Source organism: Mangrovimonas aestuarii, from assembly GCF_028767185.1.
GTDB classification, from domain to species: Bacteria; Bacteroidota; Bacteroidia; order Flavobacteriales; family Flavobacteriaceae; genus Mangrovimonas_B; species Mangrovimonas_B aestuarii.
Map to the genome: position 1 here is coordinate 19,742 of NZ_JARACK010000008.1, position 16,767 is coordinate 36,508.

13 protein-coding genes are annotated in these 16,767 nt (G+C 31.6%); all 13 read left to right on the forward strand.

The window, feature by feature from the left end; translation table 11 throughout:
• Positions 1–180: 180 nt before the first annotated feature.
• Positions 181–1,428, forward strand: a complete 1,248-nt coding sequence (locus PWU04_RS10855; protein WP_274476127.1) for a tyrosine-type recombinase/integrase — start codon at positions 181–183, stop codon at positions 1,426–1,428.
• Between the two features lie 194 nt (positions 1,429–1,622).
• The gene (locus tag PWU04_RS10860) at positions 1,623–3,194 is read left to right on the forward strand and encodes a type I restriction-modification system subunit M (RefSeq protein ID WP_274476128.1); all 1,572 of its coding nucleotides are present in this window, start codon (positions 1,623–1,625) and stop codon (positions 3,192–3,194) included.
• Positions 3,178–4,428: a restriction endonuclease subunit S gene (locus PWU04_RS10865; protein WP_274476129.1), complete on the forward strand. Its 1,251-nt coding sequence runs from the start codon at positions 3,178–3,180 to the stop codon at positions 4,426–4,428. The genes PWU04_RS10860 and PWU04_RS10865 overlap by 17 nt, the downstream gene beginning before the upstream one ends.
• 3 nt (positions 4,429–4,431) lie before the next feature.
• The gene (locus PWU04_RS10870; protein ID WP_274476130.1) at positions 4,432–6,285 is read left to right on the forward strand and encodes an AAA family ATPase; all 1,854 of its coding nucleotides are present in this window, start codon (positions 4,432–4,434) and stop codon (positions 6,283–6,285) included.
• On the forward strand, positions 6,272–8,098 hold the full coding sequence (locus PWU04_RS10875) for an ATP-dependent helicase (RefSeq protein ID WP_274476131.1): 1,827 nt from the start codon (positions 6,272–6,274) through the stop codon (positions 8,096–8,098). Before PWU04_RS10870 ends, PWU04_RS10875 begins: the two co-directional genes overlap by 14 nt.
• A gap of 7 nt (positions 8,099–8,105) precedes the next feature.
• Entirely contained in the window at positions 8,106–9,254 is a 1,149-nt protein-coding gene (locus PWU04_RS10880; RefSeq protein WP_274476132.1) for a PD-(D/E)XK nuclease family protein, read from the forward strand.
• 21 nt (positions 9,255–9,275) lie between these two features.
• Complete coding sequence (locus PWU04_RS10885) at positions 9,276–9,737, forward strand: DUF6998 domain-containing protein (protein WP_274476133.1); 462 nt, start codon at positions 9,276–9,278, stop codon at positions 9,735–9,737.
• Positions 9,727–12,870: a type I restriction endonuclease subunit R gene (locus tag PWU04_RS10890; protein ID WP_274476134.1), complete on the forward strand. Its 3,144-nt coding sequence runs from the start codon at positions 9,727–9,729 to the stop codon at positions 12,868–12,870. Before PWU04_RS10885 ends, PWU04_RS10890 begins: the two co-directional genes overlap by 11 nt.
• A gap of 105 nt (positions 12,871–12,975) precedes the next feature.
• On the forward strand, positions 12,976–14,040 hold the full coding sequence (locus PWU04_RS10895) for a hypothetical protein (RefSeq protein ID WP_274476135.1): 1,065 nt from the start codon (positions 12,976–12,978) through the stop codon (positions 14,038–14,040).
• A 92-nt stretch (positions 14,041–14,132) separates the two neighbouring features.
• Complete coding sequence (locus PWU04_RS10900) at positions 14,133–14,417, forward strand: helix-turn-helix domain-containing protein (RefSeq protein WP_274476136.1); 285 nt, start codon at positions 14,133–14,135, stop codon at positions 14,415–14,417.
• Positions 14,417–14,740, forward strand: coding sequence for a hypothetical protein (locus PWU04_RS10905; protein ID WP_274476137.1), 324 nt, complete (start codon positions 14,417–14,419; stop codon positions 14,738–14,740). Before PWU04_RS10900 ends, PWU04_RS10905 begins: the two co-directional genes overlap by 1 nt.
• 137 nt (positions 14,741–14,877) lie before the next feature.
• The gene (locus tag PWU04_RS10910) at positions 14,878–15,399 is read left to right on the forward strand and encodes a hypothetical protein (RefSeq protein WP_274476138.1); all 522 of its coding nucleotides are present in this window, start codon (positions 14,878–14,880) and stop codon (positions 15,397–15,399) included.
• Between the two features lie 11 nt (positions 15,400–15,410).
• Positions 15,411–16,700, forward strand: a complete 1,290-nt coding sequence (locus PWU04_RS10915; protein WP_274476139.1) for a DUF3987 domain-containing protein — start codon at positions 15,411–15,413, stop codon at positions 16,698–16,700.
• Positions 16,701–16,767 lie beyond the last annotated feature (67 nt).

Here is a 16,767-nt window from a genome sequence, read left to right on the forward strand (position 1 = left end):
TAAGATATACAGGTTTGTTGCGGAGAAAGAGGTTATTGAACCTTTTTTGCTTAATTACGAGTAAAGTATAGTAAAATAAGGGGTTTTGAGAGTTTTAGTGTTTTTTGTTATACTTAAAAATAGTCTAAAAACATATTTAATTATACCTTTACTGTCAACGATACTGTCAACTCAAAAACTATGAGAACTACCTTTAACCTTAGAAAACCGAAAGACTCTAAACCTACTTTAATCCTGTTTTCAACCTATTTTAAAAACGAACGAAAAAAATTTGTCTATTCTACAGGTGAAAGCATTTTGCCTACAGAATGGGATTTTGATAATAGGCAACCTAATAACTTAAAGGGAAGAACTGAAAATGCAGAACAGCACAGGGTGATTAAAAGGCAAATTGATAGGTACGAGGTGTTTTTTGCTGAATTAGTTAATAGGTATAAAAACATAAATGAAGAGCTTGATATTGAGACAACCAGAAAGGAGTTCGATAAAGAGTTCAAGAGAGTAGAAGCTACCTCAAACAATTTCTTTCTTATTTATGATCGCTTTATGGAATCAAAAAGGAACAATCATACCGATACTGCAAATTCAGAATCTACAATTATGCGGTATGATTATCATAAAACCATTCTTAAAGAATTTCAAGAGTATAGAAAGAAGGATATTCATTTCAATAAGATTAACGCAAGCTTTTACAATGAATATATTCATTATTGTGTGACTGTAAAAAAACACTCTTCAAATACTTTGAGGAGAAATGTTGGTTTGTTTAAGACGTTTTTGAATTGGGCTTTGGAAAATAACCATACCTATAATGCAGAGTTTAAAAAATTCAAATCTCCAAAGGCTCAAGCTACCGATGAAGTTGCTTTAACCTTAGATCAAGTCAAAGAAATTTATACGCTTGACTTAAGTGAAAAAAAGAAATTGGAACGTGTTAGGGATATTTTTGTTTTCGGTTGTTCTACTGGGATGCGAATAAGCAACTATTCTAAAGTTTCAAAAAACGATATTGAGGACGGATATATTAAAGTAGTTGATAAGAAGAACAACGATAAATATTTAAAAATACCACTTAACGATTTCTCTTTAGAGATATTGGAAAAGTATGATTACAAACTTCCTGTTATTTCCACTCAAAAATTCAATACATATATTAAGGATGTCTTTAAGGAGGCAGGATATAAACATGAAATAAAGAAAATAACCAAAGTAGGCAATGAGGTAATTGAGACTCCCATTCCATTTTATGATAGGATTTCTTCACATACGGCTAGACGTAGTTTTATTACCATAATGAAGAACAAAAAGATACCAGATAAGGTTATTATGGAGTTTACAGGCCACAAGAGCTTAGAGGTTTTCAATAAATACTACAAACCCAATGAAGATGATAAAAAAGATTTCATGGCAAACGTTTGGAGTAAATAGTTTGTAATTCAATAGATTGTCCTGTGATTTAAAGGTGAAATAGACTTTTAACCTATACCGAGATGACTTAATTGGGGTAATAATTAGGAGCTTATGTTTTATGTTTCCCTTCTTATTCCTATTTTTAGAATCCCTAAGAAACTTCAATTTTTATAAATACTTATTTGAAGTGATTAAGTTCACCTGACATTTTTATGGCTAAAAAAGCAACAACTACCAAGAAACAAAAGTCCATGGAGGAAACGCTATGGGATTCAGCAAACAAATTAAGAGGTTCTGTAGAATCAGCGGAATATAAACACGTTGTATTAGGACTGATATTTTTAAAATTCGCTAGTGACAAATTCGAAGTCCGTCGACAAGAACTGATTGATGAAGGCAAAGAAAAGTATGTAGAGCTTAAAGAGTTTTATAATATGAAAAATGTGTTCTTCTTACCTGAAGAATCACGTTGGAGTTACATCATTCAAAATGCAAAGCAGGATGATATAGCATTAAAGATAGATACGGCACTTCACACAATTGAAAAGAATAATCCATCTTTAAAAGGAGCTCTACCAGACAACTATTTTTCAAGGTTAGGTTTGGATAAATCCAAATTGTCAGCTTTGTTGGATACCATAAACAATATAGATACCCAAAAGGATAAACAGCAGGATATCATAGGTAGAGTTTACGAATATTTCCTGTCTAAATTCGCAATTGCAGAAGGTAAGGGTAAAGGGGAGTTCTACACGCCTAAAAGTATTGTAAACCTCATTGCAGAAATGATCGAGCCTTATAAGGGGATTATTTATGATCCTGCTTGTGGTTCTGGTGGTATGTTTGTGCAGAGTATCAAGTTTATTGAAAATCATCACGGAGATAAACGAGAAATATCTATTTACGGACAGGAGTACACAAATACCACTTATAAGTTGGCAAAAATGAATTTAGCCATTCGTGGGATTTCTGGAAATCTTGGAGATAAAGCAGCAAACACCTTTTTAAACGATCAGCATCCAGATTTAAAAGCCGATTATATCATGGCAAACCCGCCATTTAACCAAAAAGATTGGCGTGCTGAGAACGAGCTGTTAGATGATCCTCGTTGGAGAGGTTACGATGTACCTCCAAAGAGTAATGCTAATTACGGATGGATTTTAAATATGGTTTCAAAACTCTCAGAGAATGGTGTTGCAGGATTTTTATTGGCTAATGGAGCGCTTTCAGGTGGGGGAGAAGAATATAAAATTCGTAAAAAACTTATTGAGGACGATTTAGTTGAAGCTATTGTTATTCTACCTCAGAATATGTTTTACACTACTAATATAAGTGTAACCCTTTGGATTCTTAATAGAAACAAAAAAGCTAAAACAGTTGAGTTGCCTGAAGAAACAAGAAACTATCGTAATCGTGAGAATGAGGTTGTGTTTATGGATTTGCGCAAGATTGGTGAACCCTTTGAGAAGAAATACATTCAGTTTTCTGAATCCCAAATTCGTCATATAGCCAATACTTATCATCAATGGCAACGACAAGATGGTAATTACGAAGATATACCTGAGTATAGTTACAGTGCGACTTTTGATGAGATAGCTAAGAAAGACTTTTCATTAGTACCCAGTAAGTACATTGAGTTTGTAAACCGTGATGAGAATATAGATTTCAATACCAAAATGGCAGAATTGCAAAGTGAAATGCAGGAATTGTTAATAGCTGAAGCCGAGTCTAAAACTGATTTGTTAAACGTTTTTAAAGAGTTGGGTTTTGAAATCAAATTATAAAAGAATCGGTGATTTTATCAAGCAAGTAAAGGTTAAGAATACTGATGGAAGGTGTCAGCAACTTTTAGGTATTAATATCGATAAATATTTTATGCCTTCAGTTGCTAATGTTGTTGGTACAAATTTAAACAAATATAAGGTTGTGAAAAAAGGTCAATTTGCTTGCAACAGAATGCATGTTGGTAGAGATTATAGGTTGCCTATTGCATTATCAAGGGACTCAGAGCCTTTTATTGTTTCCCCTGCATATGATGTATTTGAAGTTGTAGATACAAAAAAGTTAGATCCTGAGTATTTAATGATGTGGTTCTCAAGATCAGAATTTGATAGAAATTCTTGGTTTTACACTGATACAGATGTTAGAGGTAAACTAGGTTGGGATTCATTTTGTGATATGGAACTTCCTGTACCAAGTATTGAACAACAGCTAGAAATTGTTGCGGAATACAATACCGTTACCAACCGTATAAAGCTCAATGAGCGACTTAACCAAAAACTAGAAGAAACAGCGCAAGCATTGTATAAGCATTGGTTTGTGGGTTTTGAGTTTCCTAATGAAGAAGGACAGCCCTATAAGTCTTCTGGTGGTGCTATGGTTCATAATGATGAATTGGATAAAGAGATTCCTGAGGGGTGGAGGTCCAAACCAGTTTATGACATTGCTTTATATGTTAATGGAGGGGCATTCAAAAATTCAGACTTTATTCAAGATAAATCTGGTACACCAATTATTAAAATCGCTGAGCTAAAGAAAGGAATAACTGATCAAACTAACTATACGAATAAAAAATGTAAGGAAGAGATTAGAATTAAGAATGGGTCTTTGCTTTATTCTTGGTCAGGAAATCCAGAAACTAGTTTAGAAGTGTTTAAATGGTTTGGTGGTAATGCATTACTTAATCAACATATTTTTAACCTTCATTTTAATTCTGATCAGAGTGAATGTCTTACTTATTTCACACTAAAGAGCCTAAAGTCGCAATTTGTACAATTGGCCGCAGGAAAACAAACTACAGGCTTGGGGCACGTAACAGTTGCTGATTTAAAACAATTAAAAATTGCATATCCCTCATTCGAGGATTTAAAAAAGCTCGAAAAGTATTTAAGAAGTTATTATAATTATGACTCAAAAATTAAAAAGGAAAATTTAATTCTCTGCGATCTTCAAGCAGTTTTGTTAAGTAAGATGAGTAAGGTTGAAGAAAATATGAATATTGAAATAGTAGAAAATTAGATAATGGGGATTTTATTAAAACAATTAAGAGTTCATGGATTTAGAGGGCTAGATAATATTGAAATTGATTTCGAGCCGACCACTGTACTTGTGGGAACTAACAATGCAGGTAAAACAACTCTCTTGAAATCCTTGCAGTTGGCTTTATCGAATACTCTGCAAATATCCGATGATGATTTTCATATTTCAGATGCTTTAGTAAGAGACAAAATTGTCATTGATGTATTATTTATTAGTATAGATGATGATGGTAAGCAGTTAACTGAATTTGAAGATAAATGGGCTACAGTTTTTACAGTTGATAGAATTGGTATTGATGGGGATGGAAATCAATTTCTTGCATTTAGAACAGTAGTTGAAGAAAATTTAATTAGAAAAACATTTAAGAAAAAGCAATATGTAATTGATGAATGGGGTGCTTTTCATGATGAAACAGGTGGAGATTGGTATTTAAAGGAATACGACAATGAATTAAGCTTTTATTTCGATGAAATTCCCTTTTTCTATTTGGACGCTAATAGAGATATACTTGACGATTTAAAATCTAAAACTTCATATTTAGGTAAAATATTATCTTCAATAAATTATGAGGAAGGTGATAAAGAATTAATAGAGGGTTTAATAAGAGATTTAAATAAAGAAACAATAGACCGTAGTGATGTTCTAACAGATCTTCATAAAGCACTTGAAGAACTGGATACAGCGATGGATAATCCTGATAATACTGTTGATATAGCACCTTTTACAAAGAAATTAAGAGACTTAAATAAAGGAGTAAGGATTAACTATTCTCAGTTTTCAATGGAATACCACGGCATGGGAACAAGAAGTTGGTCATCACTTTTGATTTTAAAGGCATTTATTTTGCAAAACAAAAAATTAGCGGATTATAGTAAGGTTGCATATTATCCTATTATTGCTATTGAAGAGCCCGAGTCACATTTACATCCCAATGCTCAAAAAAAACTATACTCCCAAATTAATAATATAATTGGACAAAATATTGTTTCAACACATTCTACATATATTGCTGGTAGTGCAAAAATAAAAGAAGTTAGAAGTGTTGTAAAAAAAGAAAATTTAACACATGTTGGAAAAATTAATGAAGATGATTTAACTACTGAGGAGATAAGAAAAATTTATCGACAAGTTATAAATACGAGAGGAGAGTTATATTTTTCAAAAGTCATTATTTTATGTGAAGGAGAAACTGAAGAGCAAGCATTGCCATTGTTATTTAAGAAATGGTTTTTGAAGAATATTGTTGAGTTGGGGATTGATATTGTAGGTACTTCTGGTGGGGGGAATTATTTTCCATTTATATACTTCTTAGATAAATTTAATATTAAATGGTTTATACTAAGTGATGGTGAATCAGATATTTTAAAGAAATTGAAGAAGGATTATAAAAAATTAATTAAATCAGATCTACCTGTTAGTGATATAATTTTGCCTGATAATATCATTCACTTTGAGAATGAAGATGATTTTGAGTCATATTTGTTGAAAAATGGATATCAGGAGGAAATAGAAGATTGTTTAAAAAATGTTTTGAATACAGAAGATTTAGATGAAATAATTGCTAATAAGGACGGAACATCTAAAGGTCGAATTAAAACTGACGAAATTTGTGATACTTGCAACCAAAATATTTTTACAGATAGTCTTAGAGATTATGCAGGGACTGAAGGTAGAGAACGAGCATTGAATGATTTATTATCACAAAATAAAACGAAATATCCTAGTGTACTGTCAGAACTGATCTATAATTCAGATAAAGATTTACCACCAAAAATTGCTGCTTTGTTTGAGAAAGTAAATGACATAATAAACCCTTCAAAAGATGACGAAGATTAATTTATCCCCAAAACAACAAGAAATCATAAGGCTAAATGATGGGGCATTTCTTGTTTTAGCAAGTGCAGGAAGCGGTAAGACTAGAATTTTAACTGAACGAATCAAACGTCTTTCCGAGTCATCAAATGAAAAAATATTAGCAATTACATTTACTAATATGGCTGCTACCGAAATTAGAGAACGTTTGGACTCAATTGATAAAATAAAAAGGAATGTTTTTGTAGGTACCTTTCATAGTTTCTGTCAGTCTGTACTTGAGCTTAGGTTTAAGCTTTTAGGATATAACAAAATGCCACATATATTTGATGATGATTCTGATAGAATTGAACTAATAAAACAAGCCATTAAATCTGTACCCTACTTTGATTCTATATACAGTGATTTAGAAGCCAATAAGAAGAATGAATATACATATAAAGCTTTACAGTTTATATCTACGGTAAAAAGGGAGCTTATATCTCCTGAAGAATTATCGGAAGGTTCAGATAACGATGAGTTTAAATATCTATATGAAACATATCAGGATATTTTGAAGTCAAATAATGCTATCGATTTTGATGATATTATAAGACTTGTTTATGAGTTGTTTACCAACAATGAGTCAGTTGCAAATCTATATCGGAAATCTTATTCTTTTGTTTGTATTGATGAATGTCAAGATTTAAATAAGCTACAGTACTTTCTTTTAAAATCTTTATGTGGAGATACTATAAAAAATGTAATGATGGTTGGAGATCCTAATCAAGCAATATATGGTTTCAATGGATCTGCGTCTTCATTCATGCAAGAGGATTTTGTAAACGATTTCAACGCTAACATAATTACACTTGTTGAAAACTATCGTTGTTCTAAATCCGTAATTGAAGCATCAAATGTAATAATGGATCTTAAGGTAGAGGCAGTAAATTATGTTATTCCAGGTATTTTTGAAGTTTATAAAGCTCAATCAGAAATAGATGAAGCTCAGTTTGTACTTTCAAAAATAAAAGAACTTATTAATCTTAAATCGCACAGAGACATTGAAGGAGAAATCACTTTTGATAAAATTTCAATTCTAGGTAGAAATAAATTTGTATTTAAGCAGATTGATGAACTACTTATTAGAAATGAAATCCCGTTTTACTATAAGTCTGGAAATAGAAGCATTAAATACAGTTCAATTTCTATGAAGGTATTTGATTTATTTTTTAGAGTAAAGATTAATCCACTTGACAAGTTGCATCAAAAGCGATTAGAAGAAATTTTAAAAATTAAGGACATTAATAGTGAAGCTGAATTAAAAGCATCCAAATTTCCATTTGCTTCAAGCATAAAAAGTATTTTAGATGATACTTCTATAGATAATATTCATCTTAAAATTGATGAATTAAAAACTCTATTTAAGAAAGAAAATTTAGAAGATGATGAGAAAAAAATGACCCTTGATGAATTAGAGGACTTTTCAAATCAACTTATTGAATATAAGAAACAGAATATTAAACCAACGTTGGTAGGTTTTAAGTCTGCATTAGCTTTAGGTTTGACAAACAATTCAATAGATAAAGAGATTGGAGTTTGTTTAAGTACTGTTCATACCATGAAAGGTCAGGAGAGTGATATTGTATTTCTTGTTGGAATGGATGATGGAACGTTCCCTGATTATAGAGCAATAAACAAAGGAGGTGAAGAATTGAACCAAGAAAAGAATAATACCTATGTAGCTTTTACTAGGGCAAAAAGGTTTCTTTTCGTGAGCTATCCTAAGAAGCGTTTAATGCCTTGGGGGGATTATAAGATGAGAACAATTTCAAGATTTTTGAAACCATTGGTTTAAATACTTTATGAGTTTAACAGGTCTACAAAAGTTTTTACAGGAAAATGCCATTCCAAAGGTTAAAAAGAAACCAAAAACGTTTCTTGGAATTTCTAATCAGCCACACTATGAGGATGTGCTAACCAATTGGTATGCCTTTTATTTTGATGTAACAGAAGAACACGGGTTATCAGATTTGTTTATCAAGTCACTAATGGAGTTGCTTGAATATAGATATGAAACAAAAGAAATTTTTGCTAATAAAACACTAAATTTCGGTCAAGGGTTTACTCCTGAAACTCAATTTAGCACAGATGAAAATGGAAGGATAGATTTGCTTTTGCAGTCTGACGACTCCGCCATAATAATTGAAAGTAAAGTATATCATACCCTCTCCAATAATTTGACAGATTATTGGGATTCAATAAAGCTATCAGATCAAAATAAATTAGGAATTGTTTTATCTCTTCAACCTATAAGGACTATAAATCATTCTGATTTTGTAAATATTACTCATAGCCAATTGTTGGCACAAGTCTATAAGAATATTGGAGATCATTTAGTCTCAGGAAACAGTAAGTACTTAATATTCTTAAATGATTTTCACCAAAATATATCCAATTTGAGCCAGCCATATATGGAAGAAAAAGACTTTGAATTTTACTATGAACATCAAAGTAAAATAAACCAGCTAATAGAATATCAAGCTACAGTTAGAAAGCATTTAGAGAATGAAGTAAGGAAAGCTTGTGATTTATTGGCGCAAGATGGTTTAAATTTAAAGCTTTATGAATCCAAAGGCGATTTGGGTAACCGATTAACTTATTATGTTTCAGAAGTGGATAAAAACCTAATGTTTACAATTGTTTATGGAGATTTATTGACTGAGGAAACAGAGTTAAAATTGATTGTAGAGTTAAAAGGGAAAGCTTTGGTTAACAAGGGTATCTATAGAAAAATATGTATTACAGATAACGAAAGGGGGATTTTTAAAGAAGACTTTTACAGTTCAACTAATAAGGTTTATGCGCATTTTGCTTTTAAGCCATACGTACTTGAAATTTCTGATATTAGAAATTTAAGTGAGGTTATTTATGATAAACTGAATGAAGATGGGTTCGTGAGTATTTTCAAGAGATTAGAAAATTTTTTAGGTCAACCTGTTTTAAGCAAATAATTAAAGTAAACAAGCCTCATTATGCAAGAAATAAAGGAGTTATTGGAATTATCGGATCGACTTAAGGAAAAGTTTGTGAACCATAACAGAAACTTTACGTTAGATGGAAAGTTGGTTGGAGACATTGGAGAAGTTTTAGTAGCAGAAAATTATGGGTTAACCTTACTTCGTGAGAATAAGCAAAATTATGATGCTAAAGAAGAATCTACAGGAAGGTTGGTGCAGATTAAGTCTAGTTTTAAGGAGAATTTTTATTTTCCTTATAGACATACTCCTGAATTTTATATAGCGGTAAAAATTTTGCCTACGGGTGATATTGAAGAAATATTTAATGGTACTGGTAAAATGATTCTCGATAATTACATCAAAGAAAGAAATTTAAAAGGGTACAGTAACTTATATTATAAATTATCAGCTAACATTTTGAGGGAGTTAAATGAAAAGGTACCAAAAGCTGAAAAAATAGGCAGTAATGAAATTTAACGAAGCACAACTAGAAAACGCCTTTATAGATCTTTTAGCTGTTGAAGGTTATCCACATTTAAAAGGTGAATCTTTTTCAAGAAAAGATAATGAGGAAGTCGTATTGGTTGGTGATCTTAAAGCTTTTCTGCTTAATAAATATTCAAAAGAAGGCTTAACGGAGGAAGAGGCTAACCAGATAGTTAGAGAGCTGTTGTTACTTCCTTCATCTGATTTGTACGAGAGTAACAAAGCCTTTATGAAAAAGCTTTCTGATGGCTTTTCATTTAAGCGGGATGATAGAAATCAAAAGGATATTTGGATCTACTTGGTTGACTTTAACAATTTAGTCAATAATGAGTTTAGATTCGTTACTCAATTAGAAATACAAGGCAGTCATTTACGTATACCAGATGGTATTATCTATGTAAATGGTTTGCCGTTAGTAGTATTTGAATTTAAGACAGCAATAGAGGAAAATGTTACGATTCATAATGCCTATATACAGTTAACCCAAAGGTATAAACGAGATATTCCAGAACTGTTTAAGTATAATGCTTTCTGTGTAATCAGCGATGGAGTGAATAATAAGGCAGGTTCTTTTTTTGCTGCCTACGAGTTTTTCTATGCATGGAGAAAAATAAGTGGTAATGAAGTTGATATGGATGGTATTGATTCCATGTATTCACTAATCCAAGGAATGTTTAACAAAGCTCGTTTTTTGGATATCGTTAGGAATTTTATCTATTTACCTGATAGCTCAAAAAAAGAAGACAAGATTGTATGCCGTTATCCGCAATACTATGCGGCTAATAAGTTGTTTGAAAATATAAAGTTCCATCAAAAACCAAAAGGAGATGGAAAGGGAGGAACGTATTTTGGTGCTACAGGATGCGGTAAGAGCTTTACAATGCTTTTTTTATCACGACTTTTAATGAAAAGTGTGGACTTTTCTAGCCCAACGATTGTTTTAATAACAGACAGAACGGATTTAGATGATCAATTGTCTGGTCAATTTAGCAACGCCAAAGGGTATATTGGAGATAACAATATTAAGAGTGTTGAGAGTAGGGCAGAGCTTAGAGCTTTACTTCAAGGAAGACAAAGTGGGGGGGTATTCTTGACTACCATTCATAAGTTTACAGAAGATACCGAATTACTAACAGAGCGAAATAATGTGATTTGTATTTCTGATGAAGCCCACAGAAGTCAAATTAATCTAGACCAAAAAATAAAGGTTACAGAAAAAGGTGTTATGAAATCCTATGGTTTTGCTAAATACCTTCACGATTCTTTGCCTAATGCAACCTACGTAGGTTTTACGGGTACACCAGTTGATGCTACATTAGATGTTTTTGGGGAAATCATAGATTCTTATACGATGACAGAATCGGTAAAAGATGAGATAACAGTAAGAATTGTGTATGAAGGTAGAGCTGCCAAAATTTTATTGAATAATAGCGAGCTTCAAAAAATTGAAGACTATTATCAACAATGCGCTGAGGAAGGTACTAATGATTATCAGATTGAGGAAAGCAAAAAAGCAACTGCCAATATGAATGTCATTTTGGGAGATCCAGATAGACTTAAGGCATTGGCTGAAGATTTTGTAACCCACTATGAAAAAAGAATTGAGGAAGGAGCTACAATTAAAGGCAAAGCTATGTTCGTTTGCAGTAGTAGAGAAATTGCCTATGCATTTTATCAAAATGTACTGGAGTTAAGACCTGAATGGGGTGAAATTAAAGTTGCAGAGGAAGGTGTTGAGCTTACTGATGCAGAAAAACGTCAGATCAAACCGATGGAACGCATGAAAATGATAATGACCAGAGGTAAGGATGACCCAAAAAAACTTTATAATCTTCTAGGGAATAAAGAATATAAAAAAGAGTTAGATAGACAATTTAAGAACTCTAAATCAAACTTTAAAATAGCCATTGTGGTTGATATGTGGCTTACAGGTTTTGATGTACCGTTTTTAGATACTATTTATATAGATAAACCTATACAAAAGCACAGTTTAATACAGACCATATCTAGAGTAAATAGAAAGTACTCAGGAAAAGATAAAGGATTGGTTGTGGATTATATAGGAATAAAGAAACAGATGAATTTGGCATTGGCAATGTATAATAAAGCCGATAGTCAAAATTTTGAAGATATTGAACAATCATTGGTTGTTGTTAGAGATCACTTGGATTTATTAGATCGAATGTTTCACAAATTTGATGCTAGTAAATATTTTAATGGAAGTCCAGTTGAGCAATTACATACTTTAAATATGGCAGCAGAGTTTGTTCAGGTCACTAGCGATTTGGAGAAACGTTTCATGTATTTGGTAAAACGTTTAAAAGCTGCTTATAATATTTGCTCTGGGAGTGAATTGTTAACTCAGGAAGAACGAGATAAAACACATTTTTATTTAGCTGTTCGATCTATAGTTTTTAAACTAACGAAAGGAGATGCGCCAGATACTGCTCAAATGAATGCCAAAGTTAGAGAAATGATGACTAATGCACTTGCAAGTGATGGGGTAGTAGAGATTTTCAAACTTGGAGAAAATGGCCAAGCCGAACAGGATATTTTTGATGATGATTACTTGGAGAAGATCAATAAAGTAAAATTACCTAACACAAAGATTAAATTGCTTCAACAGTTGTTGTTAAAGGCTATTGAGGACTTTAAAAAGGTAAATAAGGCTAAGGGTATTGATTTTTCAAAAAAAATGCAAGATTTAGTGCAACGTTACAATGAAAGAAAAGAGGCTGATGTTTTAAGAGGTGAAGTGTTGGAGGATTTTACAGATGAAATAATTGATCTATACTTTGCTCTTAAAAAAGAAAAAGAGTCTTTTGGGGACTTAGGTATTGACTTTGAAGAAAAAGCCTTTTATGATATCCTTAAAGCTTTATGTACTAAGTATGACTTTTCATATCCTGAGGATAGGCTAATTTCGTTAGCTCAAAAAGTAAAGGATGTTGTAGATGACAAAACAAAATATACTGACTGGAGTAAAAGAGCCGATATTAAAGCAGAATTAAAAGCTGATTTAATAATATTACTTGCCGAAAATGATTACCCTCCAGTAGATAGAGACGAGGTTTATCAAGAGATATTTGATCAAGCTGAGAATTTCAAAAAGTATAAGGTATAGTCTTTTTGGGTATATATTTATTTTAATCTAAATTCAAAAATAAAATAGAGGAACAGGCATGTTGCTAACTAATTAATTGGTTACTAACAGGAGCAATTTATTATTATGTTTACAGATAAAGAAAGAGAAAGGTTAAAAAAGATAATTGTTCAAGAAGAAAAAAGAGCTCTCAAAGAATATAAGCAAGAACTTATAAATCACCTTAAAAATCGTGAATATGACATTAAATTTAATTTGAAGTATGGGGAAGATTGGGATGGCGATATTGATGTTGAAGCCTTATCTAAAATGGACTATAAGCTTAAGGGTGAGGACTTTAGAAAGTGTGTTTCAGGACTTATACATGCCTCAATTAGGCTTTATAATAGATATACTAATATTTATGTGGTAGGTTGTGATAGTTATGAATATTTGATGAGGGATGTTTTATTAGATGGTTTGGATAACGAAGAAAATCGCTTAAATCATATTGTTAAATGCATTGAAGCCCAGATCAATGCTCCTATAAGAAACGAAAATGAAAAAGAGGAGTTTAGGATTAACATGGAAATGTATAAAGAAATTGATTGGAATGTCAGAAATGGTCATAAGCTTAAACTAAAGGCTGAATTGAGTAGAAAGGTAATACAAGAGTGTTGGGTTTTACATGGGAAAAGAAGATTACCTATTCCAAAAAATGAAATGCTTTATTGGGAGCCTTTAGATTTGGATAAATTAGAAAAAGAAGAGAAAAGGAAAAAATTTGAAATCTTAAATCAAGATGTTGTGAATGAATATTTAGAGCTCATAAATGAGGGTGAAGATAAAAAGGTTTCAGGTGAGATATGTGGTTTGCTTGCGGTTTTTTATGATAAGAATGATTATGAAATAATTATAGATTTGTTGATAGCAAATGGTGTTGTTAGTGAGTTTAACAATAGGTATAATGTAAATACCCTTGAGAATGGAATCAGACCCATTAAACTAATAGCAGTTTTAGGATATATTTTAAGTTCTAGGGGGTATTTAAATGTCGTGAAAGATATTGATATTATAAATGCATTAGAAAATACATTTAATATAAAAATAGGGAAGCAAAATTATTCAAATGCAAAGAAGGACATTATAAGTAAATCAGAGATAGCTCAAGATTACATTTCAGTTTTTCATTTTATAGCTAATAAAGCATAATTTATCTTTACTTTTTTGACAAGTCAAAGTTGTCAAATAGTTTGTTTTAGTCAAAATATACTTTAGCAGCATTAATCTTAATTAAAGTGTATATGACTAATGTTATTCAGCTGCAAGAGCTAACAAAAGCAGAATTATTTGATCAATTAGAAAGTATTATTGATCGCAAACTTTCTAATCTGGTTGAAAGTGACCCAAACGAAAAGCTATCTATTCAATCGGTGTCAGAAGAACTTGGTGTTTCCAAGTTAACCGTCCACAACTACATTAAAAAAGGGTTTATACCAGCAACTAAAATTGGTAGAAGAGTCATTATCAAGAGAAAAGACTTGGAAGAATCGTTGTCTGAAGTAAAATCTTTAAAATATAGAAGGTAATGGTTGTGGTAAATTCAGGAACAAGAGCTTTAATTCAGTTACTTCTTTTAAAAATAAACCGTTTAGAGTCTCATCTCTCAGTCGTTGATGAAAAGTATAAAAATGACTCACTAATTATAAATGCTTCGGATTCCCTAAAAGAAGTTTTGGTAAACCTTAGAAATCTTTATAACCAAGGACTAATTTGTGGTAAATATGACTTAAAAGGGATAGAAAGAGAAGCTAATAAACTACGGGAGCTCGATCAAAACTTATCAGATATAATAATTTATCTAAAGTGGAAAGAGAGTGTCAATTCAAGAGGTGTTTTTCTAAAGGCCTAAAACTAACCTAAACATTTATTTACAGTGTTGTAAATGAGTTTTTAATTCAATAAAGCATAGTCTATTTTTTGGGGTATTCAAGAGAAATGCTTGATATAGCTATGAATAAGAATGAAGTAATCATAAGAAACAATTCAATGAAAAATACAGTAATAAATATAAGAGTTTCAGAATCCTTAAAGGAGGACTTAGAGTTAGTCTGTGGGATAAAGAATATTTCACTATCGAACTTAACTCGTAACATATTAATGGATTATATCTCAAATGGAAGTTTTGAAAATGATCACAATAACCATTTTTCTAAAGAAACTATAAAGTTATTCCAGTCTTTATCTTTCTCAGAATTTATTTTCTGGATTTATAATAAAAGGGATAACCCTAGTAAGGATGAGGATTGGGAGTTTTATGATCAACATCTTAAACTAATAGATAGGCTAAACAAACTGCAATGCTTGGATTCTGAGATTTTAAAGGAGTTCAATAAAATAGGAAATGAGCTAAAAGAAGATATAAGCACAACCGAAGAGTTTAGTACAATAAAACCTGAATTTGATTTCCCAAAAGAAGAAAGGGTAGGTTCCTTTAATTACAATGTGTTAGCTGATTTTATGTATAACATTAGGTTTAAGAATGATGAAAAAATACTTTTCATTGATTAAATAGATTGTTTATGAGATTTGATAGTATTGAAAAGATTGAATCCAAATTAGAAGATTTGACAAAGTCTAATATTGACCTAGCAAAAGAAAGCTTGGCAAAAATAATAGATGAATTACCAGTTGAATTTAAAGATTTGGTTGAGAACACTTTTAAATATAAACGAGTACCTAAAGAATATATGTTGTGTTCTATATTGTTTACTGTTAGTACATCGATAGGGCTTACTTTTTACCTAAAAGCACTTGGTTATACAAATTATGCCAATGTATATTTTACTATCATAGGAAGCCGTGGTGATGCTAAATCAGAAGCAATGAAAATAGCTACATGTCCAATTAAAAAGGTTGATGATAAGTTCTATAGTGATTATCAGGAAGAACTTTCTCTAAGGGACGCTGATGCGGAGTGTAAGCCAAAAAGAAAACAGGTTCTAATACAAAATGCATCAATAGAAGCTGCTCATAAAGTTCATTCGGATAACCCAAATTCAATAGGAATCTTAATAGATGAAATTTATGCTTTGGTTGAGAAAATGGGCAACTCAAGTAGCAGGGATGGTATTGCATGGCGTAATTTTTTATTGGAAGGATATACAAATGGTCATGTAGATGTTTCTCGGAAAACAACGGAAAGCTTTAGAATTAATGAGACTTATCCCACACTTTTAGGCGGACTACAGAACCAGTTTGTCTCTTGTTTATTTGCCAATGGTAATCTTGAGAGTGGTTTTATTGATCGGTTGTTGTTTACTCCAAAACTTACTAGTAATACATTGTTGATACGTGGGGAAATAAATGAGGACATAATACTAGCCTATAATAAGAGTATTCAAAACATTTTGGCATATAAGCTGCAATCCGAGAGTCCTGAAGAATCTAAAAAACAATTTGAGATTGAATTAAGTTCTAATGCTGAAAGTTTAATTTTTGAGTATTGTCAAGACTTAATTAATCGTCAGGCGAAAGCCAAACCCATTGTAAAAGAATACATGTCTAAAATGCAGATTTCTATTCACAAGTTTTGTGTTTTGGTTTTTATGCTTCGTCATTCAACCAATTCAACTTTTGCAACTGTGTTGGGAGAGGAGGTGGTTACTCTGGCTATTGAATTGAACGAGTTTTATTATCAGAACTTTTTGGTAGTGCTGGAGGAGGGCTTCAAGAAAAATATAGAAGAGGAGGAGGCGAGTATACCTCAGGTAATTAAGTTAGCCAAGAAGAACAATGCCAGTCAAAAATCTGTTGCTGAAGTCACTGGAAAAAATAAAAGTACAATATCAAGAAACTGGGATAAAGTTTAAAATCTTCATGCAACTTGCAACAAGACCTAAAATTTAGTTTAAACAGTTTGTTTTTAAATTGTTAAGA